The sequence below is a fragment of the Enterobacter sp. BIDMC92 genome (genome assembly GCF_001030225.1).
GTDB classification, from domain to species: Bacteria; Pseudomonadota; Gammaproteobacteria; order Enterobacterales; family Enterobacteriaceae; genus Enterobacter; species Enterobacter sichuanensis.
This window is the reverse complement of record NZ_KQ087598.1, coordinates 2,103,596-2,128,950: the sequence shown is the minus strand read 5'-3', so window position 1 is coordinate 2,128,950 and position 25,355 is coordinate 2,103,596. Positions and strand designations below refer to the sequence as shown.

Below are 25,355 nucleotides of genomic sequence, written 5' to 3'. Positions count from 1 at the left end.
CGGGGTGCCGGCGACGGTTTCAGCGAAGGAAATCTGCAGAGATCTCCTCCGTGCGGGAAATGTTGGGGAATTTGGTCTGTTTCATTGTATGCTCCCTGAAACACATCCCTGGCAAGAGGAAAAACAATTGCAAAAAACATCCGCCTATCAGTCACTTGTGAAGACCTTCCAGCGCCTCTCCCGCTTCGCCCACCTCTCCTCCATCGCCAGTTGGGACATGTTCACCATGATGCCGCCTGGCGGCAGCGCCGCGCGCGGCGAAGCGCTGGCAGAAATGAGCGTCCTGCAACACCAGATCCTGACCGATAAGAAGGTGGGCGATCTGCTGGCTGCGGCAGCAGGTGAAGATCTGAATGACGTCGAACGCGCCAACCTGCGGGAAATGACGCGTCAATATCAGCAGGCCTCACTGCTGCCGGAATCGCTGGTGGAGGCCAAATCCCTGGCGGGGAGCAAGTGTGAACACGCCTGGCGCACCCAGCGTCCCGCTAATGACTGGCAGGGATTTTCCGCCAACCTGAAAGAGGTGGTCAAACTCAGCCGCGAAGAGGCTCGTCTGCGGGCCGAAGCCAAAGGGTGCACACCGTACGACGCACTGCTGGATATTTTTGAGCCCGACATGACCAGCGCCCGTCTGGACGTTCTGTTCGGTGATATGAAATCCTGGCTGCCGGACCTGCTGGCAAGCGTGGTGGAAAAACAGGCTCAACGGTCGTTTGTTCCCCCGCAGGGCCCCTTCCCAACGGCAACACAGCGCGAGCTGGGGCTGGAAGCGATGAAGATGCTCGGCTTCGATTTTAACGGCGGTCGCCTGGACGTGAGTGCGCACCCGTTCTGCGGCGGCGTACCGGAGGACGTGCGCATCACCACGCGCTATGACGAAGATGAACTGCTCAGCGCGCTGTTTGGCGTGATCCACGAAACCGGACACGCGCGCTACGAACAAAACCTGCCGCGCGCCTGGGCAGGACAGCCGATTGCCCTCGCCCGCTCAACCGCGATCCACGAATCCCAAAGCCTGTTCTTTGAAATGCAGCTTGGCCGTAGCGAGGCCTTCCTTAAACATCTTCTCCCTGCGGTGCACGCCCGCTTTGGCAGCCAGGCGGCGTTCAGCGAAGAGAACTTTATCGCCTGGAACCAGCGCGTGAAGCCGGGCTACATCCGCGTGGATGCCGATGAAGTGAGCTACCCGGCACACGTGGTGCTGCGCTATGAGATTGAGCGCGCGCTGATCAACGGCGAGATCGAAGTGGACGACATTCCCGCCCTGTGGGATGAAAAAATGCAGGCCTGGCTTGGGTTATCCACCAAAGACAACTACCGCAACGGCTGTATGCAGGATATTCACTGGACCGACGGTGGATTTGGTTACTTCCCGTCGTATACGCTGGGGGCCATGTATGCCGCACAGCTGTTCCATGCGGCGAAAACGGCGCTTCCGGATCTGCAGTCCTCAATCGCTGAAGGTGATTTTTCGGCGCTGTTTGACTGGTTGCGCCAGAACATCTGGCAGCATGGCAGCCGCTTTACCACCTCGCAGTTGATTACCCAGGCGACGGGGGAAGATCTCAATATCCGTTACTTCCGCGAACATCTCACTTCACGTTATTTGTAATTCCCTTCTGCCGGAGCGCGCTCCGGCACTTTCCTTGCCCTTCTGCATAATAAGATGATTTTGCACATTCCTTTCCGAGCGCACTTAAGGTATGTAGTTAAATCCTGGCTATATAAATACACCGCAATCAGGCCAGGGTTAACAATAAATAAAGGGATGATTAATGAAAGGCATAATGAAAACGATGGCGTTAGCCGTACTGTGTGCGACGAGTTTAAGCACCTTCGCGGCCGCGGATAACACTCCGCAAGAAGCATATAACGATATCACTCACTCTCTCGCTGACCTCCAGCCCATCACATTTCAGGCTCCCGCAGAAAAATACAAGCTACTGGTGTTTATTGATAACCAGTGCATCTACTGCAGCAACGTGGTGAAAAACGTCAGGCAGTATACGGATGCCGGTTTGACCATGTCGTTTTTGACCGTTGCCCCCGACGCTATTCGCGACTCGGTCATTGAGGATATGGGGCGCGTCTGGTGTTCAACCGACAGGGTCAAAAGCCTGCAAAAAGCGATGACGGGTTTTTTACCGGATAACGACACAACCCAGGCCTGCTCCGACCGGATCGCTCGCCAGTCTGCGCTGGCTGAAAGGCTGGGCATCAACATCACACCGTTCATGGTGGTCATTGAGCCTGAATCACGCTCGATTGTTGGCAGCCAGCCACCGGCTGCAATTCTGGCTGCGTTAAAGAAATAGCCCACACGTGTACGAACGGGCCTGTTCGTACACGCTTCTCCCCCTTTGTACATTCCGTTACACGCCGATACCAATCACTCACGGAAACCCCGAATTTACAGGGATATAGTTATTTCAACGGCCCCGCAGTGGGGTTAAATGAAAAACCAAATTCGAGGGTATGAACATGAATAAAGTATTAGCTCTGGTTGTTGCCGCTGCTATGGGTCTGTCTTCTGCTGCGTTCGCTGCTGAGACTACTGCAACTGCTCCAGCTGCCGCTGCGCCAGCTGCAACCACCACCGCTGCGCCTGCAAAAGCGGTACACCACAAGAAACATCATAAAGCCGCTAAACCAGCTGCTGAGCAAAAAGCGCAAGCGGCTAAAAAGCACCACAAAAAAGCCGTAAAACAAGACGCGACTAAACCTGCTGTAGAGCAGAAAGCGCAGGCCGCTAAAAAGCACCACAAAAAAGCGACCAAACCAGCTGTAGAACAGAAAGCGCAGGCTGCTAAAAAGCATCACAAAAAAGCAGTAAAACACGAAGCTGCTAAACCAGCTGCACAGCCAGCTGCGTAAGAGTACAAGCTTAACCGTGCCCTTCGGGGCACGTTGGTAAACCGGCGCTGAACCGGAAAAGGTTCCGCGCCGTTTTTTTATCCGGAGGGCGTATGCTGCGACGCTATCGGTTTGAGCTGATTCTGATCCTGCTTATTTTATGCGCGCTCATCGCCAGCCATTTTTATCTTTCCTGAATGTAGCACGCTGATTTTACTCCCACTTTAGCGCTGTCCCGTCTATAGTATTTTCATAGGGTTCACTTTTAATAATCATAATTACCCCCACCAGAGTGTGATATGCGTAAATCTGTTGTGTTGTTACTGGGAACGTTTGGTCTTTTTTCTGGATTCTCACATGCGGATGATGGCGGTGATGACACCATTAGCGCGAAAGAGCTAAAGACGCTTTTTTTCGGTCATGACGATCGCACGCGCGTCGCCGATCCCACCCAGGCCCCCTGGGATGCTATAGGTCAGCTGGAAACCGCCAGCGGTAACTTATGTACCGCCACGTTGATCACTCCGCAGCTTGCCCTGACGGCAGGCCACTGTCTGTTAACGCCGCCAAACGGCAAGCCGGATAAAGCGGTTGCCTTGCGCTTTGTGTCGCAAAAAGGCACCTGGCGCTATGAAATCCACGGCATTGAAGGCCGGGTGGATCCCTCTCTCGGCAAACGCCTGAAACCGGATGGTGACGGCTGGATTGTGCCACCCGGCGCCGCCTCATGGGACTTTGGCCTGATCGTTTTACGCTACCCGCCTTCAGGTATCACGCCACTGCCGTTGTTTGACGGTGATAAAGCCGCCCTTACCGCCGCGCTGAAAGCCGCAGACCGGAAGGTGACGCAATCAGGCTATCCTGTCGATCATCTGGATACGCTTTACACGCACACCGACTGCATTGTGACCGGCTGGGCACAAACCAGCGTACTCTCTCACCAGTGCGATACGTTACCAGGCGATAGCGGCTCACCGCTGATGTTGAAAACGGAAAACGGCTGGCAGTTGATCGGTGTTCAGAGCTCCGCCCCGGCGGCGAAAGACCGCTGGCGTGCCGATAACCGGGCCCTGTCCGTCACCGGTTTTCGCGACCAGCTGGAAGCGCTGGCGCAGCAGTAAATCAGCACCGTCTGACCTGATGTAACGCCTTGATTGACTCTATCGGCATGGGCTGGCTGAACCAAAAACCCTGCAGCTGATCGCAGCCAGCCAGCCGCAGGAGTTTCATTTGCTTTTCGGTTTCGACCCCTTCTGCAACCACCGCCATGCCCAGCGCATTGGCGATCCGCACCGTGCCGCTCACCAGCGCGGCCGCCTGTTCATCATTGTCTACCAGCCCGGCCAGCGACTTATCGATCTTGATGGTGTCAAAGTTGAAACGCCGTAAATAGCCAATGCTTGAATAACCGGTGCCAAAGTCATCCAGCGCTACCGCGATACCCAACGCCTTCAGGTTGGCTATTGCCATACGGGCACGCTCCGGGTTTTCCAGCACATAGGACTCGGTGACCTCAAGCTGCAGTCGGTTGGCCGGAAAATCGGTGATCTCCAGCACGCTGGCGACTTTTTCTTCGAAGGCAGGATCGCGAAATTGTGCGGGGGAGATATTAACCGAGAGCGTTAAGTCACTGTACGGCTGCAGATCCTGACAGGCACGCTGCAACACAAACTGCCCCAGTTTGTAAATCAGGCCACTGGTCTCCGCGATGGTGATAAAGGTATCCGGGCCCAGGGGCCCTTCCGGACGCCGTGGCCAACGGACCAGCGCCTCGACGCTACTCATTTTCTGGCTGTGGGCATCAATAATCGGCTGATACCAGACCTCGAACTCATCACGCTCCAGGCCGTTACGGATCTGATTCTCAATCGCCAGCTTGCGTTCACGGGCGCTGTTCAGTTCGGCGTCGTAGTGGGTAATCCGCCCTTTCCCGCTCATTTTGGAATGATACATGGCAATATCGGCGCGACGAAACAGCTCGGAGCTGGTGCATTCAATCAGGGTTCCGCTGGCGATACCGATACTGGCCCCCATATGAATTGTGCGTTCCCCCAGCTGAATCGGGGTGGCGAACGCGTCCAGCACCGAAACGGCAAACGCGGCGGCCCGGGCTTCCGCGTTATCTCCGCCAATGGTCATGGCAAATTCATCCCCGCCCATTCGCGCCAGCATTCCGCCCGGCGGCACGCGTTCATTCAGTGTTTTCGCAATCGCCACAATCAGATCGTCACCCACGCTGTGACCGTAGATATCATTGACGTCTTTAAAGCCATCCAGATCGATGAACACCACGCTTTTGACGTCGATATCCCCCCGTAAACTCACCCGGTCCAGCGCTTCAATGAGTGCACGCCGGTTCGGCAGACGGCTTAGCCAGTCCGTTCTGGCGACCAGACGCGCCAGACTCTCTCCGCGAGCAAGCTTGTACAGCCCCACGCTGCTCACCAGAATAAACAGCAGGATCAGAGCCGAGGCCAGCACCACAATCTGTCTGATGTCAGAAGAGGCCGCCCGGGCGGCCTGCGCGCCCGGAAGCCGCGCCTGCCAGTTCAGATAACCGACCAACTCCCCTGCCGCGCTGCGCAGCGGCATACTCAGCGCGTTGATTTTTTCCGGCGTAAAGTTGAGGTTCTCAATCTGAAAGGTCGCCCCCAGGTCAGACAATATTCGGGCGTTCAGGTGACGGGTAATCACCAGATAGCGGCGCGTTCCATCGGTCACCCGCAATCGTCCAACCATTGGGCGTATCAGCCCAATCCCCACAAAGGCGACGCCGCTTCGCGTTTTGCTGATCCCGGCATAGATATTTTTCTCGCTCGCTAAGGCGCGCGCATGCTGGTCAATCAGGGCTTTCAGGCCTTTGCCGAAAAAATCGAGCGTCGTCTCCTGAAAAGGCTGACTTTTAAACGAGCCCCAGATGACATTGAAATGTTCATCCAGCACGAAGGTGCCGTCATAGAGGTTGTTGATTTTAAAGCCGGCGCCCCAGGTGTTGTACAACCAGTCGGTATCCAGCGTGGAGCGGTAAGCCTCCCGCACCGCATCGTCCCAGACGGCGTTATCAAGCACCAGTGAGGAGACGCGATTCACCGATGTCTGAATGGCGCCCTGCACGGAAAGCGCCGTGCGGTGTTCGTCAATTTCATTGGTTTTGGTACTGATAAGATGCAGGGAAAGATAGAGAAGTGCGACGATGGAGATAATTAAGCCGATCCCCGCCATGAAGACCATGGCAAACAACGTTCTCGCATTGGGAATATTGCGCCAGCTTAATGTGCGATACATCAGCCATCCTCTTCACGGTTTTGCTTTTCTAAGCGTAATACAGGCAGCGAATTTCGCTGCCTGTAAATCATGGCGTGAAGTCTGTCAGGCGAGTTTTATCATGATCATGCCGGCAAGCAGCAGTATGAGCCCGATCCAGCCTTTGTTATTTAAACGCTGCCCGAAGAGTACCCAGCCTGCGGCCAGCGTGGCGGCGATACCAAAACCGCCCCACAGCGCATAGGCCACCGACAGGTCGATCCCTTTGACTGCCTGGGACAGGGCGCTGAATGCCCCCAGCACCGCGGCAATCGACAGCAGGCCATAAATTTTACGACGGAAACCGTCGGAGAATTTCAGCAGAACGTTCGCCAGAATTTCCAGCACGATGGCAAGCCCCAGCCAGGCCGCATGAACCCACTCAAACTGTTGCATGGTTCTGCTCCTTCAGCTGTTTAGTCGGTTTACGGGTACCCGATTTAATCAGCACAATACCCGCGACCAGCGTTGTTAAGCCAGCGATCTTCATGGTTGTTAATGTTTCATCAAATATCAGCACGCTGAACAACGTAATTAATAAAATGCCGATCCCTTCCCACAGGGCATACGCGACACCCAGCGCAATTTTTTTCACCGCAAACGAGAGGAAAATATAAGAAAGGGAAATCATCACCAGCATTAAAATAAATCCGGTATTACCCTCGCTGACGCTTGCCCATTTCATCGACAGCGTGCCGGTAATTTCCGCGATAATTGCCAGAGCTAAAAGGATCCAGTAAAACATGTTTTTCTCCTGCTTGAGAATATAATCCATCGTGGCTCGCTGTACGCAGCAAACCAAAAAATACGAATTGAAATCAGATAGCTAAGCGCTTAGCGCCAGCTCAGGCAGAAGATATGACTATAGTGCGGTGCGCCAGTGTTGCTCACCAGAAAGCAGGTAAAAAGAGGTGAAAAATACAGCAGTGTGGTTTGAAGAGTACGTCCTGAACATATTGTCCATAAAATTACAATTATCCGCGGTGTTGCTTCTCGTCTTTGCGGATCAAAATTGTCCTCGGTAGTTGAACACGCCAAATTTGTACCATAAGCCAGGATTTAACTCAAAGTCTTTGCAATTCTTTACTCATCTCGTTTGATTTTGGTTAGTTTATTGCATCGCCCTTCACCTTTATTATAAATAAAAAGAACATTGCGGAGTCACCATGGCCAAACCCATCATTACCCTGAACGGGTTAAAAACTGTCATCATGCTGGGCATGCTGGTGATTATACTGACAGGCGTTCGCGTTGCCGCCGACATCATTGTGCCGTTTATTCTGGCGCTGTTTATTGCGGTGATCCTTAATCCACTGGTGCAGCGCATGACGCGGCTACGCATCCCGCGCGTGCTGGCGATCACGCTGCTTATCAGCATTATTATTATCGCCATGGTCTTGCTGGTGGCCTATCTCGGCACCTCGCTGAATGAGCTGGCCCGAACGCTGCCGAAATACCGCTCTTCGCTGGCAATACCGCTGCTGCAGATTGAACCCTGGCTGCAGCGCGCGGGGATCGAAGTCTCGGTCGAAGAGCTCCTTAAATATATTGACCCCAATGCGGCCATGACAGTTGTCACCAGCCTGCTGACGCAGCTTTCCAATGCCATGACCTCCATTTTCCTGCTGTTCTTAACGGTGGTGTTTATGCTGCTGGAGGTGCCCCAGCTGCCGGCGAAGCTGCAGCAGATCATGGTCCGGCCGGTTGAGGGAATGGGGGCCATTCAACGCGCGCTGGACAGCGTTTCCCGCTATCTGGTGCTGAAAACGGCTATTAGCCTGGTGACGGGCGTTGTCGTCTGGTTGATGCTGCTGGCGCTGGACGTCCGCTTTGCGTTTGTCTGGGGATTACTGGCGTTTGCGCTCAACTATATTCCCAACATCGGGTCGGTGCTGGCGGCGATCCCCCCTATCCTTCAGGTGCTGGTGTTCAGTGGGTTCTATGACGCGCTGGTTCTGCTGGCCGGATATCTGGCGATCAATCTGGTGTTCGGCAATATTCTTGAGCCTCGCATGATGGGGCGAGGGCTGGGGCTCTCCACGCTGGTGGTCTTTTTATCCCTGATATTCTGGGGCTGGCTGCTCGGGCCCGTAGGGATGCTGCTCTCCGTCCCGCTGACCATCATCGTCAAAATTGCTCTGGAACAGACGGCGGGCGGGCAAAGTATCGCCGTGCTGCTGAGCGATATGAGCCATCAGTAGCGGTCAGTCCATCATCGACAGGAGGGGCTTGCAGGTCCTTCCACCTTCACGATAAGCACTGAGCGCCCTCTGCCATTCCGCCAGGGGGTATACCGCGACATCGCTGTACCGGCTGGCGGGCAGGCGAAGCCAGATGCGATCGAACGCCGCGCGCCACGTCTCCGCGCTGAGCGCATCCAGGCCGTTACGGATATGGAACCACGCCACGCGTGGCTCAGGACGCAGCTGTCGGAAAGTCTGGCCGGAGAGCAGTCCGTAGCAGACAAACATCCCCTGCCCGGGCATCACGCTGAGGATCGCTTCCGCAAGCGGCCCGCCGGTGGCATCGTAAACGACGTCGCTGCGCGCGGCGACGGAGGCGATCCGCTGCGCGTCATGCTGCGCAACAGGAATGATCCCCATCGCCTCCAGCCGTTGCGCATGAACCGCAGAACGGTGAATGCCGTACACCGCTTCCGCCCCCGCCTGACGCGCCCACTGCCCCAGCAGAATGCCGCAATCCGATCCTGCAGCCGTAAGCAACACCCGTTTTCCCTGAGCGGGGTAGCGGGTCAGCATCATCTGCGCCGCCAGCGGATTGATATAGGCCCGCGCGGCCAGATGCACGTCAATGGTGTCCGGTACGGGGATTGCATACTCGGCCGGGCAATCAACATAGCGCTGCCAGGTGCCTTGCCCACGCAGCGGCAGAACGCGTTTACCCAGCAGATGACTAAACGACGCGGGAGCCTGAGTAACGACACCGACGCCCTCATACCCCGCTACCGCCGGTAACGGAGTTCTGTGCCGATAGGCGCCCGTGATGGGAATGAGATCGGACGCATTGACTGGCGAAAACAGCATCCGGACACGGAGATGACCCGGTGCTAGCGCCCCCAATGACGCGGTTTCAGGTTGCAGAACAGATTCTGGCTCGCCAAAACGGCGATACCAGAGGGCCAGGTTTTCCATAACGATCTCACGGCTGCTAGCGTAACAACTACTCGCGCCAGCCCATTGCCGGTGCGACATGTTTGAGAATGGACTCAATCACGTGCGCATTATAATCCACACCGAGCTGGTTCGGCACGGTCAGTAAGAGCGTATCGGCCTCGGCAATCGCCTCGTCCTTTTTCAACTGTTCAATGAGCTTATCCGGCTCCGCGGCATAGCTGCGCCCGAAGATGGCGCGCGTTTTCTCATCCAGGTAACCCACGCTGTCGCTGTCGTTGCGGCTGGTGCCGAAGTACATCCGGTCGCGGTCGTCCATTAATGCAAAAATGCTGCGGCTCACCGACACCCGCGGCTCGCGCGTATGCCCGGCCTCTTTCCAGGCCTGACGGTAGGCGCGGATCTGTTTTGCCTGCTGAATATGGAACGGCTCACCGGTTTCATCGTCTTTCAGGGTTGAACTTTGCAGATTCATGCCCAGTTTTGCCGCCCATACCGCCGTCGCATTAGAACCGGCGCCCCACCAGATACGCTCGCGCAGCCCTTCTGAATAAGGCTCCAGACGCAGCAGCCCCGGCGGATTGGGGAACATTGGCTGCGGGTTCGGTTTGGCAAACCCTTCCCCACGCAGCACCTCAAGCAGCACCTCGGTATGACGACGCGCCATATCCGACTCGTTTTCCCCTTCCTGCGGGACATAGCCGAAATGCCGCCAGCCATCAATAACCTGTTCCGGAGAGCCGCGGCTAATGCCAAGCTGCAAACGACCGCCGGAAATCAGATCCGCCGCACCCGCATCCTCGGCCATATACAGCGGATTTTCGTAACGCATATCGATCACGCCCGTGCCGATTTCGATGGTTTTCGTTTTTGCGCCAATGGCGGCCAGCAGAGGGAACGGCGAGCTAAGCTGTCGGGCGAAGTGGTGTACGCGGAAATAGGCGCCGTCTGCCCCCAGCTCTTCAGCCGCCACGGCTAAATCGATGGACTGCAGCAGCGTATCTGCCGCTGAGCGCGTGCCGGACTGCGGAGAAGGTGTCCAGTGACCAAACGATAAAAACCCGATCTTTTTCATTACGATGTGTCCTGAGAATGCGTTGCGTGCTGTCCACTTTACGCATTACCCGGTAAGAATAAATGCCGTTTATTTAACGGAATGGTTCAAATAAATTGACATAACTGACGGGTTCGTCACGACGCAACGTTATGGGATATACTATTCCCCACTCTTTTTATGGCAGGTAAAATCGGCAATGGCTTTGATCCCCAAAAACTACGCGCGGCTGGAAAGCGGCTATCGCGAAAAAGCATTAAAAATCTATCCCTGGGTGTGTGGACGCTGCTCGCGGGAGTTTGTCTATTCCAATCTGCGTGAACTCACGGTTCACCATATCGATCACGACCATACCAACAACCCGGAAGATGGCAGCAACTGGGAGCTGCTGTGCCTGTTTTGCCACGATCACGAGCATTCGAAATACACCGAAGCGGATCGGTACGGCACCACCGTGGTCGCCGGGGAAGACGCGCAAAAAGACGTGGGCGTCGCCACGTTTAACCCGTTTGCCGATTTAAAGGCGATGATGGATAAGAAGAAGTAATCCTCTCCCTCTCGCTCACATCGTGATCCACGAATTTAGAATGTCCAGGTGATAGCGGCGGTTGCAGACCCCTCATTACGCCGCAGCACTATCGGGCTGTCATTTGCATGGTCGCCAAGCCAGGTATAGTCCGCGCTCAGGACCGTCCCCCAGTGGGCATCGAACTGATGGCTCCAGGTCAGGCTGGTGTCGACGCCGTAAAATCCACCCGGCGCAGCATAGCGGCGATAGCCGGTGCGGCGGCTCTGCTGCTCGCTGACCCCATACCAGGTATTCAGGTAACGGCTGTCGCCAAACAGGGCCGCAGACTGCAAGGCGATCGTGTCCTGGTTATTTTGTACCGGGATCAGCGTAACGGAGGCCTGATAGCTTGCCCCCTGGCTGTCGGTTAACGGCAGCGTCGCTTTGCCTTCCATACTCAGCCATGGCGCGGCCTGCCAGCCGACGGCAAGGCCGGTATTCAGGGTGGCATCAATGTCCCCCATCCCTTTCAGGTTGTTTGCACCCTCACGCCAGCCTGAATTTTTATCAGCCCTTCCGGGGTCGTAGCCCAGCGTGTGTTCGAAATACCAGCCGCTGTCGTTTTGCAGGTCATACCCCACCCCTTTTTGCGCATCAACGAAGAAAGCGCCTTTGCGTCCCTGCAGCACAGGAACCACCTGCCACACCTGCTTGTCTGAGCCTGAGTAACGCGGGGCGTATTGCCCTCCCAGCCCGACGGTTAGGGAATCGGAAGCGGTGCCATCATCCGCCTGCACGCCGGAAGTCACGATCATCAGAAGCGGGACGGACATATACAGGACTTTATTTATCGCTATCATACTGCTCTCCATACAGACGCTGGCGTCTCCTGATACAGGACGGCCACACAATGTTGGCGCAGTATGATTTGGCTGAATCAATGAATCGTCGGGATAGTGTTAAGAAATGGTCAAGGTGAACGGATGTTGTCCAGAAGAGTGCTGATTATTGAAGATGACGCCGATGCGGCTGGCGTGCTCGAAGCCTATTTACGGCGGGAAAATTACGACGTGACCATTACCGGGGACGGTCATTCCGGGCTGGATATGGCACAGCGGTGGAAGCCAGACCTCATTCTGCTGGACGTGATGCTGCCGGGGCTTAACGGCACCGAAGTGCTGGCTGGCCTGCGTCGTAAAAGCGATGTGCCGGTGATTATGGTCACGGCCATGGGGGATACTCCCGATCGCATTGGCGCCCTGCGGTACGGTGCCGATGATTACGTTGTGAAGCCTTATCATCCGGGGGAAGTAGTGGCTCGGGTGCAGGCGGTGCTGCGGCGCAGCAGTAAAAAAGAGGCTGACGACGAGATCCTTCGCTGGCAAACGCTGGCGGTGGATGTCGCCGCCATTGTGGCGAGCGTGGACAACGGCGACGACGCGCCCGTGATGCTCGATCTTACGCCAACGGAATTCTCGCTTCTGGCAACGCTGCTGCGCTCTCCCGCACGCCCCTTTTCCCGTCAGTACCTGCTGGAACACTGTCTGCCGGAAAGCGAGGCGCTGGAGCGCGTTGTCGACACCCATATTTATAACCTGCGTAGAAAACTCGAAGCGGTGGGCATCTCAGGCGTGCTGATCAACGTTCGCGGCGTGGGTTACAGGTTCAGACAGCCATGATAAAAAACCGGCACTCCTCTCTGTGGCGCTGGATTTGCGCGCGCATCCTGGCGCTGGCTATCGGCAGCGTGATCGTCATTGCCACCTGCATGTGGCTGCGCTATGCGGTCCAGAACTACTGGATCATGGGCAGGATGCCACCGGCGGTCCGGCAGGAGTTTCTTACGCTCAGCCAGAACCCGCAGGCCAATCCGGCCCGCTTCCACTCGATTGTGGACACCTGGTGGGGCCTGAGCTATTCCACACCGTCCATCGCCTCTGCGGACTGGGTTACGGTGGCCCTGCTGGTGCTGGTGATGATCCCGTTTATCGTGGTGATGGGGCTCAAACACGCCCGACCACTGGCACTGCAGTTCAGCCGCCTTCGCGATGCGGCAAAGGATGTCGCCGACGGGCAGTTTGGCCGTCAGGCTGAACTCATCAAGGATGCACCGGCGGAAATGGTCAGCTTTGCGACCGACTTTAACTCCATGACGGGGCAACTCGCCCGCTATGAAAAAGAGCTCCGCGCCTCGCACGTCGCGATGGCGCACGAGCTGCGCTCGCCCCTGACGGCCGCCATTGGTCGTCTGCAGGGCATGTTGGACGGCGTGTTTGATGCCAGCCCGGCACAGCTGGGCATGGTGATGAAACAGCTTCAGCATCTTAATCGCCTGACCGATGAGCTTCACCTTCTCTCGTTAGCGGACGCGGGAAATCTGGTGCTGGAAGAGCAGGCCTTTTCTCTGGATGAGCTTATTCAGGAGCGGGCGGCCTGGATCATGCCGCAGGCCGAAGCGCATCATTTTACGATTACGCTTCGTAACCCGCGCACCAGTTCCTTCAGAGGCGACGCGTTCCGTATGGGACAGGTCGTTACCATCCTCATGGAAAATGCGCTACGTTACGGGCGCGAGGGCGGACATCTTGATGTGGCGCTGCGTTACGCCAGCGGGCGTTACACTCTCGACTTTACCGATGACGGGCCGGGCGTTTCGCCCCAGTTTTTACCGGAAATGTTTAAACGCTTTAGCCGCGAGGAGCAGTCCCGCGCGCGGCATTCCGGCGGTAGCGGCCTCGGATTGTCCATCGCGCGGGCAATTTGCCAGGCGCATGGGGGTGAGATTAGCGCGTCATTACCCGAAACGGGCGGCCTCGCCGTACGCATCGTATTGCCCTGGCATCCGTCCAATAATGAAAATTTCCACTCTTGATAAAGCCTTGACAGAACATCGAATCTTTCTCGACGTGCCGCGCATTTAATAACGCCATTCACTTTATGGAGCGGCGTTATGTCAGACGAATTTTTTCTCTCCCTCCGCCACTGCCTGCATCATTTGTACGGCGTGGCGCGCACCCTTTCCTGGCTGCATTTTCTTCCCCTGGCCCTGCTTGCGCTGGCGATTTTTCCGCTGACCGGCTGCGGTGATAAACACGAAAACAAACCTGACCCAGTGCGTAAGGTACGCTACGTCGTCGTTGGCACCGCCCAAACCCTTCCCGCGCTGGAAAGAACCGGTGAGATCCATGCCCACGATGAAACGACCTTGAGCTTTCGTACCGGAGGCCGGGTACTGACGCGCAGCGTTGATATTGGCGACCGGGTCACTGCCGGACAGCTACTGGCCACGCTTGACGATACGACCGGGAAAAACCAGCTCGACAACGCTGAGGCCGACTATGAAGGTGCCAAAGCCTCTGCTCAGGTCGCCGCGATTAACGTCAGTCGCATGCAAAAGCTTATGCCAACGGGTGCGATAGCCCGCACGCAGCTCGACAGCGCCCGTGCGGACTGGCTTGTCGCCCGCGCGCGCTTAAAAAGCAGCGAGGCCGCGTGGCGAAATGCTCGCGAAAGCCTCGGCTGGACGCGCCTGATCGCCCCGCAAGCGGGCGTCATCACGGCCGTGAATGCCTCTGCGGGGCAGGTTGTCAGCGACGGCCAGTCCGTGCTGACGCTGGCGACCGGAGAAGGTCGCGACGTGGCGTTTGATATTGCTACTCCGGATGCGATTCCGCCTCTGGATAAGACAGAGTTGCGGGTTTCCCTCCTCAGCGACCCGTCGGTACAGGCCTCTGCCGTACTGCGGGATATTACCCCGCAGGCCGACCCTCAGACCCGCACCTGGCGCGTCAGAGCGACCCTGCAAAACCCACCGGAGGCCATGGCGCTGGGCGCCAGCGTCACCGTTACGTTGCCATCGTCATCCCCGCCCGGGTACCCCCTTCCCGCGTCGGCGCTGACCCGCGTCGGCGACAAACCGGCCGTTTTTGTGATCGCTTCACAGTCGCGGGCGCAGCTGCGCGCGGTAGTGCCCGCAAGCTATACGGCCACCTCCGTTATGATTGACTCCGGCCTTGAGCCAGGCGACAGGGTGATTACGGCGGGCGTGAGCACATTACGATCCGGCGAGCCGGTGGTGCCAGGGGAGGTTCAGCCATGAGTACCGGAGCGGAAGCCAAATTTAACCTCTCTGCCTGGGCGCTTAATAACCAGCAGATGGTCAGCTTTTTCATGCTGCTGGTGATTGCGATGGGCGTGTTCTGCTATGAGAAGCTGCCGCGTAATGAAGATCCGGCGTTCACCATTAAAACGGCCGTCGTCTCCGCGCAGTGGCCGGGAGCATCCGTGGCGGATACCACCCGCCTGCTGACCGATACGCTTGAAAAAAAGCTGCAGGAAACGCCCTGGCTGGATTATCTCGAAAGTGAAACCCGTGCCGGACGCACCGTTATCCACGTCAATCTCCGTGACGATACGCCCCCGCAACGCGTGCCCGATATCTGGTATCAGGTTCGCAAAAAAATGCAGGACATCGCGCCGTCCCTGCCTGACGGGGTGCAGGGCCCTGCCGTGGACGACGAGTTTGACGACACGTTCGGCACTATTTATGCCTTTATTCCCGACGGTTTTACCCTGCGGGAGGTGCGGGATCGCGCAGAGACAATACGTCGCGAGCTCATGTCCCTGCCGGATATGGGTAAGACCACCCTGCTGGGCGAACAGCAGGAGCAGTGGGTCCTCGCCTTTTCTCCGGCACGTCTGGCCGGTATGGGGCTCGATATTCAGGAAGTTGCCGACGCCCTCCGGGCGCAAAACGCGGTTGTCCCGGCTGGCGTTATGCGAACCGGGCAGGAGAACATGGCGATAAAGGTCAGCGGAGCGCTCACCACCGAAGAGAGCTTACGCGCCGTCACGCTGCACGTTAACAATCGCTATATTCCGCTGACCGATATTGCCACCGTCACCCGTGAAATCGCCGAGCCACCGGCTCCGGCCTACCGGGTGAACGGCAAGCCGGCTATCGGGCTGGCGGTGTCGATGGCGCCGACAGGCAACATGCTGCGTTTCGGCGCTGCGCTGAACGCAAAAATGGCGACCCTCAGCGCCGGGCTGCCGCACGGTATCGAGATGGTGAAAGTTGCCGATCAGTCCGCGGTGGTGAGTGACGCGGTAAGCGGGTTTATCCGGGTGCTTATCGAAGCCGTTGTTATCGTGCTGGCGGTTTCATTTGTCTCGCTGGGTTTACGGGCCGGACTGGTGGTGGCGACGGCCATTCCGCTGGTGCTCGCCATGACGTTTGCCGGCATGATGCTCGCAGGTATTGGCCTTCAGCGTATCTCGCTCGGGGCGCTGATCATCGCCCTGGGCCTGCTGGTGGATGACGCCATGATCGCCGTCGAAACGATGGTCTCCCGGCTGGAAGCGGGGGATTCCCGTCGGCACGCGGCCACCCACGCATTCAAAACGACGGCCTTCCCGATGCTCACCGGTACTCTGGTAATGATTGCCGGTTTTATTCCCGTTGGTTTTGCGGCCTCCAGCGCCGGTGAATACTGTTTTTCCCTCTTTGCGGTGGTGCTCATTGCCCTGCTCTGCTCCTGGGTTGTCGCGATCTTGTTTTCGCCGCTAACGGGTACGTGGCTGCTGCCGGAAACAGTCAGACATCACGCGGCAGAACCCGGAAGGATCGCGCGCGGGTACGGACGGCTTTTACGCCTGGCATTGCGTCACCGAGTCGCTACCGTGCTGCTCGCCCTTTCCGCGCTGGGGCTGTCAGCGTACGGCACGACGTTTATGCAGGGCGAGTTTTTCCCCGCCTCGGACCGGCCCGAGCTGCTGGTCAGCCTGACGCTTCCGGCCAACGCGTCGCAGCCGGAAACGCTCAGAGAGGTGGAAAAGCTGGAAAAGGCGCTGGCCGACAACAGCAATATCGATCGCTTTTCGACGTACGTTGGCTCAGGCGCCATCCGTTTTTACATGCCGATGGACGTGCTGCTGGAAAATGAAAATATCGCCCAGATGGTTGTGGTCGCGAAGGATCTTGCGGCGCGGGATCGTCTGCACGCACAGCTCAACACGATCCTGGCAACGCAATTTAGCGACATCATCACGCGCGTGTCGCCCCTTGAGCTGGGGCCTCCCGTCGGCTGGCCCATCAAATACCGGGTGAGCGGGCCGGATTATCTGCAGGTCCGGGCGTTTGCGAACCGTCTCACGGACGCGATTGGCCGGTCTTCGTTCTCACGCGACGTTAACCAGACGGCCGGAGAGCCTGAAAGGGTCATCACCCTTAAGGTGAATCAGACGGCGGCCAGGGCGGCGGGAATATCGTCCGAAAGCCTCGCCCGCACGCTGAATACCGTCTGGTCCGGCAGCGTCATCACCTCGGTCAGGGATAATGACCGCCTTGTCGACGTGGTGCTGCGGGCCGAGGACAGCGCGCGCCACAGCACCGCCACCCTCTCCTCGCTCACGATTCAGGGGAATGACGTTAAAAAAATTCCGCTCAGCGCCGTCGCGACGCCGGTCTGGGGCGTGGACGATCCGGTCATCTGGCGCCGCCAGCGCGTGCCCTTTATCACGGTGCAAACCGACCTTGCCCCGGGGCTGAAGGCTGAAGCGGTATCCGCCGCGCTGCGTCCGACGGTGGATAAACTGCGCGCGAGCCTGCCCGCAGGTTACAGCATTGAAGAAGGCGGCGCGGTCGCCGAATCGGATAAGGGGAACAGCTCCGTCTTTACCGTTCTTCCGGTGACGCTGGTCATCATGCTGTTGCTTCTGATGCTCCAGCTGCGGAGATACTCCCGGATGCTGCTGGCGCTCCTGATGGCCCCGTTTGGTTTACCGGGGATCGTGCTGGCTATGCTGCCCGGCGGCACGCCGATGGGGTTTGTCGCGCTGCTGGGCGTCATCGCCCTCGCGGGAATGATCGTACGTAACGCGGTGATATTGATTAGCGAGGTTGACAGTAATCTAGCTCAGGGGATGGCAAATGATGCCGCAGTTATGGCAGCGGCGGAGCACCGGGCCAGACCCATCTGTCTGACCGCCTGCGCCGCCATTCTGGGCATGATCCCGATCTCTCACCAGGTTTTCTGGGGTCCAATGGCCTATGCCATTATCGGCGGGCTGCTGGCTGCGACGCTGGTGACGCTGACCGTGTTACCCGCGTCGTTTAGCCTGCTGTTACAGCGGGGAGCTCAGCGCAAAGCCGCAGAAGACGGACCGCGCTGAGGCCCTACCTTTCACCGGCAGATTACGCGGCGGTTAGCGCAAAACGGTCTTTCAGGACATGGCGGATTTCATCCTCCGCCAGTTTCCGCGTTTCAGTGCCGTTCGCCGTGATGGTTTTCAGCATATCGCCCAGCAAAATCTGGCGCCCTTCCGGGCGATGCTGCACCACCACCAGTTTCTGCACAAAAATAGCGTCAGGATGCGTGGAGTTAAGGTAGTTGGCCGGGACGAAATCAATCCACTCCTGAGGGGTAAGGTCGAAGCCGTACTGACGGGCCCACTCACCCTCAACCTTCGCCTGAAGAAGATATTCGCCCTCCGCGCTGCGACTCAGGCGAAACGTGTCGAAATCCTGCGTGATATCCACGTCAAGCGTGTCCAGCGCCATCGGCGCACGAATGCCATAGCTGCCAAAGCCAAGATCGCAAAGCCACTGTCGGTTCTCCACTTCGGCGATTAACGCCATATGGGTTTTCGGCCTCCGCACGGGGTAGAACATCGGGCGCGCCGCCACGAAACGGTAAGGGATACCTAACACCGCCAGCGCCATGGCAAAAAGCCCGTTAACCTCATAGCAGTAGCCTCCGCGCCCTTTCTTTAACACTTTATCGGCAATGTCGTCTGGCGCCAGCGAGACAATTTTGCCCGCCTGCACGTCCAGATTTTCAAACGGGACTGAAAAGAGCTGATGACGCATAAGGGCATGCAGGGTAGCCGTATCGGCAGCCGCCGGTCCGCTGTAGTTTATGCGTTTGAAATAGGAAGAAATGTCGAAATTTTCGCTGTGCATAATGCCTCCTTGTCATGAACATGTCGGACACTATAGATGGCGCACATCATTGGCTGTATAGTCAGTTTTATCGAAAATTAGCCTGAACAGATACCCATGTCTGCCCCCTCCCCACACTATCGCCGTATTGCTGAGATGTTGCGCCTCACGCTCTCTTCTGGCGCATTGCAAGTCGGTGACCGCATGATCTCCGCACGTAAACTGGCAGAACGCGAGTGCGTTAGCCTCCCGACGGCGCTGGAAGCCCTTCGCTGTCTCGAGGCGGAAGGGCTGATTGTTGCGCGGCCACGTTCAGGTTATTACGTCCATCGGACCCGTCTCCCTCCGCGCGTGGAACCCTCCCGTTCCCCGTCAGGCCCGGTCCCTGTCACTATGTCCGCCGTGGCCCGGTCGCTGTTCAGCAGTGCAGAGGCTCGTCTGATCCCGCTGGGCGCCGCCCTGCCCGATCCTGCGTGGCTGCCGGGTGATGCACTGCAACGGGCGTTGCACTCCGCGGGGCGTCGTCTGGACGCGCACGGGCAGAGCTATAGCCTGCCTCCGGGAAGGGGAGATTTGCGAAGTAAGATTGCCGCGCGGGCTGCGCAGTGGGGAGCCCGGTTCGGCGCGGACGATCTCATTATCACCGCGGGCGCGACGCAGGCGCTACGCCTGGCCCTTCGGGCAGTGTGTCAGCCTGGGGATGTTGTGGCGATTGAACAGCCCGCCTACTTTGGCACGCTCCTGCTGCTGGAAGATTTAGGCCTGAAGGCCTTAGAAATCCCTACCGATCCTGTTGAAGGTCTGTTACTTGAACCGCTGGCAGACGCCATGCGCTGCCACCGTCCCGCAGCCGTTCTGGCCTCACCCACCGTGCAAAATCCGCTGGGCGCCAGTATGCCCGTTGCGCGCAAGCAGGAACTGGTTACCCTGCTTGAAGGCGCAGGGATTCCTTTGATAGAGGACGATGTCTACGGAGACCTGGTCGGCGAAGGGCAACGTCCGCCTGCCTGTAAGGCGTTCGACCAGAGCGGAAATGTGATTTACTGCAGTTCCCTGTCTAAAACGCTTGCCCCGGGCTGGCGAATCGGCTGGATTGCCGCCGGACGCTACCACACTCAGGTCTTACAGACCCGCATGGCCGGAGACTGGGCAGGCACGCCACTGCTGGAAGCCGCGACGAGTGAGGTGCTGGCAAGTGGCGACTACGATCGTCACCTGCGCCGGCTAAAGCGCCGGATCGCAGCGGGAATACGCGCCGTCGTGGCGCGGGTCGAAGCCAGTTTCCCACCCGGTACGCGCCTTAACGTACCCGCAGCCGGTTTTCTGCTGTGGGTAGAACTCCCTCAGCAGGTCAACGCGCTGGAGGTGCATCGCCGCGCGCTGGCGCTGGGCATCGGCGTCAGCCCTGGCCCCCTGTTTTCCCCGGGGGCAGAATTAACGCATTTTCTGCGGCTGAACTGCGCAAACGAACCGACACCCCGCCTGCTGAACGCCGTGGAGCAGATTGGCGCGCTGTGTCACGCGCTGGCTGTTTTCACACCAGACTCTCCAGCCACTCGGTAAAGACCCGCACCTTGCGGGAGAGATGGCGGTGTGGGTAGAGCAGTGACAGCTTGCGATCCGGGGAGCGATAGTCTGGCAGGACTTCAACCAGAAGGCCGCGGTCAAGGTAAGGCTGGAGAAAGAGGTTCATCCCCTGCATTAACCCCAGCCCGGCCAGGCCTGCCGCGATGTAGGCCTCGGAGTTATCCACCACGAGCTTACCGGGTAGCGCGATCTCCGCGACGCCTTCTGGCGTGGTAAACGTCCACGGCTGAATGTGTCTGCTGCTGTTATTAATCCAGTTGATGGCCTGATGCTTCCGTAAATCCTCCAGCGTTTCTGGCGTACCGTGTTGTTCCAGCCAGGCCGGGCTGGCACAGGTCGTAATTTTAATGTTCCCGATTTTACGCGCGATATAATCGCCGTCGTCCAGCTCGCCCACCCGCAGCACACAGTCCAGCCCATCCCGCAGCATATCCCGACGGCGGTCCGAGCTGCTCAGAATGATGTCAATCTCGGGATGCTGGCGATAAAAATCAGGCAGGTTGGGTATCACCCGCAACGCCGCAAACGAGATGGGCATATCGATTCGCAGCTGGCCGTGTATCGGCCGATCGGCGCCAAACGATTCCAGTAATTCGTCCGCCTGCGCCAGCAGGGGTTTACTCCGGCGATAAAATGCTTCTCCATCCGGGGTCAGGCTAATCCGACGCGTGGTGCGTTGCAGTAGCCGCGTGCCGCTGTGCTGCTCCAGTAGCTGCAACGCTTTGGTGACGGCCGGGCGATGGACCCGCAGATTCTCCGCCGCCTGGGTAAGGCTCCCTGATTCGACAATCTCAATAAAAATTCTTATGGATTCAAAGAGGTTTATTTGCATAAGGGATGCTTTTGCCGTAAGCAGGATAAGATTATTGTTATTAATTTTATAACAGTGATGAATATTTTTGGCTATTTTTCCTAACAATCTTGCGCCCTACACTCTCCTCCATTCAAACGTAAGGGAGAGTCTGCTGTGAAAAATAACCGTATCTGTCAGATCCTTGGCATCGAAAAACCTGTTATTCAGGGACCGCTATCCTGGCTCACTGACGCCCGCTTAGTCGCTGCAGTCAGCAATGCCGGTGGGCTTGGTGTGCTGGGCCCCAACGCCGGCTTAACCGCCGACACCGCGGTCTCCACGCCGGAAAAGACCGCCGAAAAAATGCGGGAAGAGATTCGTAAAACGAAGCGGCTGACCGAAAAGCCCTTTGGCGTGAACCTGATCCCCACGGCCGTTAACGACGTCTGGACAGGCCCTATCCTTCAGGTGGTGAAAGAGGAAGGCGTCAGGGCCGTTGTGTATACGGGCTATGGGGAAGGCAGCATTATTCCGGCGCTGTTCAGCGAGCTAAAAGAGGCGGGTATCGCCATTATCTACCGCGACATCAACCCCACCCCGGAAAACACCCGCCTCGCAGAAGACGCGGGGGCAGACATTATCGTTGCCACCGGTTTTGATGAGGGCGGAACGTTACCCGCCACGGCGCTTGGCACCTTTTCCATCGTGCCGCTGATTGCCGATGCCGTGAAGCATATTCCGGTGATGGCGGCGGGCGGCATTACCGATAATCGCACCGCCAGAGCGGCGCACACCTTAGGCGCTGAAGGCGTATTTGCCGGCTCGGTGTTTATCAGTACGGAAGAAAGCCGCGTGCCGCAGGGGGTCAAAGATAAAATTGTTGCCGCCAACGGTCTCGATTTACTGCTTTTCCGCACCGTCCCCCATTACTACCGCTCTCTTCCCGGCAGGCTGGCGGAAAAACTGGCAGCGATGGATAAAGCTGGCGCAAGCAACGAAGCGCTGGGCAAGGCGATGGGAGGTTTACGGGGCCTGCGCCTGGGCATGCTGGAAAATAACACCGATGAGGGCTATATCGCGCTCGGCACGGGAATTGGAAATATTCACAGCGTGAAAAGCGTGGCCGAGGTGGTTAATGCGTTAACGGTTGAGTAAGCCCTTAACCCTGATGCTCCGGACGCTCCCCACGGGCGGCGTCCGCAAACCGTCTGCGGTTGTTTTTCATAAATTGAGCAATGAGCGTTCTTTCACGACAGCGTCAGGATTGGCTCTTTTTACCGCTGCCAGAAAAGCCGTGAAGTTATGATTCCAGAGGGTAAGATTGTTATAAAACTGCACCTGCTTTTCATTAGCACCGTCACGGTAAATAACAATCCAGACCCGTCTGCTATTTATCTCGGTATTCCCCGGCCCGATCTTAATGATATTCGCCAGCGCAATTTTACGGGTGGCGTTATTTTTAACCCCATATAAAAACTGGTCATCATAAAACCAGGTTTTACCTGCATTCCCGCCAAATATTGACGGGTTAGCGGATATTTTTTTCATCCCGTTGCGGTCTGTAATGATGCGTTTTGCCTGACGAATACGTCTGATAAAAAATCCGGACAATATGAAAAGCGCAATGAGGGGCAGCGCGACTGATATTATTTTTAGACTCTCGTGCATATCCCTGCCCCACCCTACATGATTCTCAAGACGTGAGTATAACGCGCCGATCGTTGATGACAACAACCCTTAGCGTCAGGGAATAATCCGCGCGGTTCTCAGCTGCGCGAACAGGCTGAAAAACATCTCATCGGTCGCCTGCATTCGCGTGAAGCCCGACCGCCGGAGTTTGCTCCCGTCACCGAACATGTCGTAATGCCAGCTAAAGACGAAATCGGCAAACTGCCCGTCGCTCAGTTTCAGAATATCCGCTTCCACCAGCCGTTCCCCAGCAAGCTCGCGCCAGACGTCGCGATAATCCGTAAACAGCTGGCGAAATGACAACCTCACCGGCGTCTATCCCGACGCGCGTTTTATTGCACAACGCGTCCGCAGCGTCGTGGGCGTGATTGAGCAATTACTGCCTGAAATCGTAAAGAAAAGCTGAACGTTGCTTGCGCAAATCGCGTGCTTTTTTTAACCGCAAGGCATAGTGTATTTTCACCCTAACCTCCTCTTACTGGAGCACGTATGCAGGATTACCGTTTTTTCCAAAAAGGCACGAACCTGATTGTGATCGAGAGCGAAAATATCGACGCGGCCGCGCAACTCATCGCTCAGGGGTTTGAAAAACAGTTTGAGGAGATCGGCGCCGCGGATGAGAAAACGGCGCTTACCCGCCTTGCTGATATTCGTAAAAATAATGACATCGATCGCCATAATTTCCTGGCAGGTGCGGGTGAAATGCCGTGGATCGGCGTGCTGACGGCCGCGGCAACCTGGCTGACGCAAAAGAAATAGCGCCACTATTACTTCGCCACCGGCAAATCCGCGTATCGCGTGGTATAAGCCGGTGACAGCATCTCGCGCTTCATTGCCCAGGCTTTCTCAATACCCTGCCCCGCAAACCAGATCTTCCCTTTGCCGGAGTGATTTACGCTGTCGATCATCTCCATCAGCGCCGCACTGTTGGCGCGCAGACGGTTATCGTCAAACAAATTAAGCTGAGCGACGCCGCTGCTGAAAAAGTCCGCCAGCATCACCCCGGCTTTCATATAGCGATACCCGTCGAGCCAGATTCGCCCCAGCGCCTCCGTGGCGGCGCGGATAATATCCCGCGAGTCATTGGTGGGCGTCATCAGGGTGACAGAGGCCTGATTGCCATAATAAATTTCGTTGTCCGCATGCGGACTGGTCCGCACAAACACGCTGATAAAACGACAATACTGATGCTCGCCGCGCAGTTTCTCTGCGGCACGTTCCGCATAGGCGCAAATCGCCTGGTGCATCTCTTCGTATTGGGTTATACGGTGGCCAAACGAACGGCTACAGATAATTTGCTGCTTCGTGGGGGTGTACTCCTCCAGATCAAGACAGGGCTCACCGCGAAGCTCGCGCGCCGTACGTTCCAGCACCACGTTAAAATGTTTTCGAATGACCCAGGAGGATGCTTCCGCCAGCTCCAGCGCCGTGGTAATTCCCATCGCGTTAAGCTTTTTCGTGATGCGCCGCCCTACGCCCCACACCTCCTCAACCGGAACCTTTGCCAGCAGTTTCCGCTGCCGCTCGCGATCCGACAGATCGACCACGCCGCCAGTGCCGGACCACCGCTTCGCTGCATAGTTGGCCAGCTTTGCCAGCGTTTTCGTCGGGGCAATACCGACGCCAACGGTTAAGCCCGTATTTTTAAAGACCTGCGTGCGCATCTGGTGACCGAATGCTTCCAGCGCCAGGCAGTTACTGACCCCTGAAACGTTCACGAACGCCTCATCAATGGAGTAAATCTCTATTGCCGGGGCGAGATCGGTCAGCGTCTGCATCACCCGACTACTGAGATCGGCATACAGCGCATAGTTTGAACTAAACACGTAAACCCGTGACGGAAAACGCTTCTCTTTGAATTTAAAATACGGCTCACCCATTTTTATGCCGAACTGCTTTGCCTCCCGCGACAGTGAAATAATGCAGCCGTCGTTATTGGAAACCACCACGATGGGCTTCCCCTCCAGATCGGGGCGGAACACCTTCTCGCAGGAGGCATAAAAGCTATTTACATCAACCAGCGCGAACATGTTTATGCGTTTTGAGGGTGTGGGTGACGACGCCGAAGATCTGCAGCTCCTCTTCGGACTGAAAGGTAATCGGCTGATAGCGAACGTTATGTGGCAGCAGCCGCAGAACCGGACGAGTCTGTAACTCCTTCACCGTAAACTCTCCGGCGACCGAGGCCACAACGATATCCCCATGCCCGGCAGTTAACGAACGGTCGACAACCAGCAGATCGCCGTCGCCAATCCCTGCGCCAATCATGGAGTCTCCACTCACCTTGATAAAATAGGTCGCACTGGGGTGTCTCACTGCCAGCCGGTTAAGATCGAGACGATCCTCCACATAATCCTGCGCCGGACTGGGGAAACCACAGGCTACACGCTCTAAAAATAAAGGTAATTCAATGTATTGGTTTGGATGATAAGAAAAGAGAGTGTCCATAATGCCTTTCTCGCCAGATACTGTATATAAATACAGTATTACGG

Annotated in this window: 24 protein-coding genes and 3 pseudogenes; 14 read left to right on the top strand and 13 right to left on the bottom strand. The window is 57.1% G+C overall.

The features are described from left to right. Positions 1-127: 127 nt before the first annotated feature. From SP99_RS09895 to SP99_RS09880, 4 genes are all read left to right on the top strand, one after another. The gene (locus tag SP99_RS09895) at positions 128-1,615 is read left to right on the top strand and encodes a carboxypeptidase M32 (RefSeq protein ID WP_047958431.1); all 1,488 of its coding nucleotides are present in this window, start codon (positions 128-130) and stop codon (positions 1,613-1,615) included. A gap of 163 nt (positions 1,616-1,778) precedes the next feature. Beyond that, complete coding sequence (locus tag SP99_RS09890) at positions 1,779-2,318, top strand: thioredoxin fold domain-containing protein (RefSeq protein ID WP_025758611.1); 540 nt, start codon at positions 1,779-1,781, stop codon at positions 2,316-2,318. A 166-nt stretch (positions 2,319-2,484) separates the two neighbouring features. Further along, positions 2,485-2,877 (top strand): acid resistance repetitive basic protein Asr, encoded by a 393-nt coding sequence (gene asr / locus SP99_RS09885; protein WP_045284890.1) that lies wholly within the window; start codon positions 2,485-2,487, stop codon positions 2,875-2,877. Positions 2,878-3,155: 278 nt separating this feature from the next. Beyond that, positions 3,156-3,977 carry a trypsin-like serine peptidase gene (locus SP99_RS09880; protein ID WP_045284891.1) on the top strand — a complete coding sequence of 274 codons (822 nt, stop codon included), beginning with the start codon at positions 3,156-3,158 and terminating at the stop codon, positions 3,975-3,977. 1 nt (position 3,978) lies between these two features. Here SP99_RS09880 and SP99_RS09875 read toward each other — a convergent pair whose 3' ends face one another. From SP99_RS09875 to SP99_RS25325, 4 genes and pseudogenes are all read right to left on the bottom strand, one after another. Continuing rightward, positions 3,979-6,141 (bottom strand): bifunctional diguanylate cyclase/phosphodiesterase, encoded by a 2,163-nt coding sequence (locus SP99_RS09875; protein ID WP_047958430.1) that lies wholly within the window; start codon positions 6,139-6,141, stop codon positions 3,979-3,981. Positions 6,142-6,225: 84 nt separating this feature from the next. Beyond that, positions 6,226-6,555 (bottom strand): multidrug/spermidine efflux SMR transporter subunit MdtI, encoded by a 330-nt coding sequence (gene mdtI, locus SP99_RS09870; protein WP_047348730.1) that lies wholly within the window; start codon positions 6,553-6,555, stop codon positions 6,226-6,228. After that, positions 6,542-6,904 (bottom strand): multidrug/spermidine efflux SMR transporter subunit MdtJ, encoded by a 363-nt coding sequence (gene mdtJ / locus SP99_RS09865; RefSeq protein WP_025758605.1) that lies wholly within the window; start codon positions 6,902-6,904, stop codon positions 6,542-6,544. Before mdtJ ends, mdtI begins: the two co-directional genes overlap by 14 nt. Positions 6,905-7,021: 117 nt before the next feature. Beyond that, positions 7,022-7,192 (bottom strand): annotated as a pseudogene (locus SP99_RS25325) (protein YdgV). A gap of 133 nt (positions 7,193-7,325) precedes the next feature. Here SP99_RS25325 and SP99_RS09860 point away from each other — a divergent pair. Continuing rightward, positions 7,326-8,360, top strand: coding sequence for an AI-2E family transporter (locus SP99_RS09860; RefSeq protein WP_047958429.1), 1,035 nt, complete (start codon positions 7,326-7,328; stop codon positions 8,358-8,360). A 3-nt stretch (positions 8,361-8,363) separates the two neighbouring features. On the opposite strand, the gene SP99_RS09855 is transcribed toward SP99_RS09860, so the two are convergent. After that, complete coding sequence (locus SP99_RS09855; RefSeq protein WP_047958428.1) at positions 8,364-9,311, bottom strand: zinc-dependent alcohol dehydrogenase family protein; 948 nt, start codon at positions 9,309-9,311, stop codon at positions 8,364-8,366. Between the two features lie 28 nt (positions 9,312-9,339). Beyond that, on the bottom strand, positions 9,340-10,365 hold the full coding sequence (locus SP99_RS09850; protein ID WP_047958427.1) for an LLM class flavin-dependent oxidoreductase: 1,026 nt from the start codon (positions 10,363-10,365) through the stop codon (positions 9,340-9,342). Positions 10,366-10,543: 178 nt separating this feature from the next. On the opposite strand from SP99_RS09850, the gene yajD reads away from it, so the two are divergent. Further along, the gene (gene yajD, locus SP99_RS09845) at positions 10,544-10,891 is read left to right on the top strand and encodes an HNH nuclease YajD (protein WP_023617218.1); all 348 of its coding nucleotides are present in this window, start codon (positions 10,544-10,546) and stop codon (positions 10,889-10,891) included. 35 nt (positions 10,892-10,926) lie between these two features. Here yajD and SP99_RS09840 read toward each other — a convergent pair whose 3' ends face one another. Beyond that, positions 10,927-11,712, bottom strand: coding sequence for a MipA/OmpV family protein (locus tag SP99_RS09840; protein WP_047958426.1), 786 nt, complete (start codon positions 11,710-11,712; stop codon positions 10,927-10,929). 123 nt (positions 11,713-11,835) lie between these two features. On the opposite strand from SP99_RS09840, the gene SP99_RS09835 reads away from it, so the two are divergent. The 4 genes from SP99_RS09835 to SP99_RS09820 all read left to right on the top strand — a co-directional run bounded on the left by SP99_RS09835 (position 11,836) and on the right by SP99_RS09820 (position 18,025). Continuing rightward, positions 11,836-12,531 carry a response regulator gene (locus SP99_RS09835; RefSeq protein WP_047958425.1) on the top strand — a complete coding sequence of 232 codons (696 nt, stop codon included), beginning with the start codon at positions 11,836-11,838 and terminating at the stop codon, positions 12,529-12,531. After that, on the top strand, positions 12,528-13,724 hold the full coding sequence (locus tag SP99_RS09830; protein ID WP_047958424.1) for a sensor histidine kinase: 1,197 nt from the start codon (positions 12,528-12,530) through the stop codon (positions 13,722-13,724). Before SP99_RS09835 ends, SP99_RS09830 begins: the two co-directional genes overlap by 4 nt. 78 nt (positions 13,725-13,802) lie before the next feature. Next, positions 13,803-14,951 (top strand): efflux RND transporter periplasmic adaptor subunit, encoded by a 1,149-nt coding sequence (locus SP99_RS09825; RefSeq protein ID WP_047958423.1) that lies wholly within the window; start codon positions 13,803-13,805, stop codon positions 14,949-14,951. Further along, the gene (locus SP99_RS09820; RefSeq protein WP_047958422.1) at positions 14,948-18,025 is read left to right on the top strand and encodes an efflux RND transporter permease subunit; all 3,078 of its coding nucleotides are present in this window, start codon (positions 14,948-14,950) and stop codon (positions 18,023-18,025) included. Before SP99_RS09825 ends, SP99_RS09820 begins: the two co-directional genes overlap by 4 nt. 22 nt (positions 18,026-18,047) lie before the next feature. Here the strand turns inward: SP99_RS09820 and SP99_RS09815 are convergent, their stop codons facing one another. Beyond that, positions 18,048-18,815, bottom strand: coding sequence for an arylamine N-acetyltransferase family protein (locus tag SP99_RS09815; protein ID WP_047958421.1), 768 nt, complete (start codon positions 18,813-18,815; stop codon positions 18,048-18,050). A 96-nt stretch (positions 18,816-18,911) separates the two neighbouring features. On the opposite strand from SP99_RS09815, the gene SP99_RS09810 reads away from it, so the two are divergent. Then, positions 18,912-20,357 carry an aminotransferase-like domain-containing protein gene (locus tag SP99_RS09810; RefSeq protein WP_047958420.1) on the top strand — a complete coding sequence of 482 codons (1,446 nt, stop codon included), beginning with the start codon at positions 18,912-18,914 and terminating at the stop codon, positions 20,355-20,357. On the opposite strand, the gene SP99_RS09805 is transcribed toward SP99_RS09810, so the two are convergent. Next, positions 20,329-21,213 carry a LysR family transcriptional regulator gene (locus SP99_RS09805; protein WP_047959796.1) on the bottom strand — a complete coding sequence of 295 codons (885 nt, stop codon included), beginning with the start codon at positions 21,211-21,213 and terminating at the stop codon, positions 20,329-20,331. The two genes, SP99_RS09810 and SP99_RS09805, sit on opposite strands and share 29 nt — an antisense overlap. Before the next feature lie 135 nt (positions 21,214-21,348). On the opposite strand from SP99_RS09805, the gene SP99_RS09800 reads away from it, so the two are divergent. Continuing rightward, positions 21,349-22,329: an NAD(P)H-dependent flavin oxidoreductase gene (locus tag SP99_RS09800; protein ID WP_047958419.1), complete on the top strand. Its 981-nt coding sequence runs from the start codon at positions 21,349-21,351 to the stop codon at positions 22,327-22,329. Between the two features lie 66 nt (positions 22,330-22,395). Here the strand turns inward: SP99_RS09800 and SP99_RS09795 are convergent, their stop codons facing one another. Together SP99_RS09795 and SP99_RS09790 are read right to left on the bottom strand one after the other, a co-directional pair. Further along, positions 22,396-22,842, bottom strand: a complete 447-nt coding sequence (locus tag SP99_RS09795) for a hypothetical protein (protein WP_047958418.1) — start codon at positions 22,840-22,842, stop codon at positions 22,396-22,398. A 75-nt stretch (positions 22,843-22,917) separates the two neighbouring features. Then, a pseudogene (locus SP99_RS09790) lies at positions 22,918-23,175 on the bottom strand (SDR family oxidoreductase); the annotation flags it as partial. On the opposite strand from SP99_RS09790, the pseudogene SP99_RS25010 reads away from it, so the two are divergent. Together SP99_RS25010 and SP99_RS09785 are read left to right on the top strand one after the other, a co-directional pair. After that, positions 23,168-23,269: pseudogene (locus SP99_RS25010) on the top strand (LysR family transcriptional regulator); the annotation flags it as partial. The pseudogenes SP99_RS09790 and SP99_RS25010 sit on opposite strands and share 8 nt — an antisense overlap. Positions 23,270-23,352: 83 nt before the next feature. Then, positions 23,353-23,622, top strand: a complete 270-nt coding sequence (locus SP99_RS09785; protein ID WP_047958416.1) for a hypothetical protein — start codon at positions 23,353-23,355, stop codon at positions 23,620-23,622. An 8-nt stretch (positions 23,623-23,630) separates the two neighbouring features. On the opposite strand, the gene umuC is transcribed toward SP99_RS09785, so the two are convergent. Together umuC and umuD are read right to left on the bottom strand one after the other, a co-directional pair. Continuing rightward, a complete protein-coding gene (gene umuC, locus SP99_RS09780; RefSeq protein ID WP_047958415.1) occupies positions 23,631-24,893 on the bottom strand; it encodes a translesion error-prone DNA polymerase V subunit UmuC in 1,263 nt (420 codons plus the stop codon). Then, positions 24,877-25,311 (bottom strand): translesion error-prone DNA polymerase V autoproteolytic subunit, encoded by a 435-nt coding sequence (umuD, locus tag SP99_RS09775; protein ID WP_025758584.1) that lies wholly within the window; start codon positions 25,309-25,311, stop codon positions 24,877-24,879. The genes umuC and umuD overlap by 17 nt, the downstream gene beginning before the upstream one ends. Positions 25,312-25,355 lie beyond the last annotated feature (44 nt).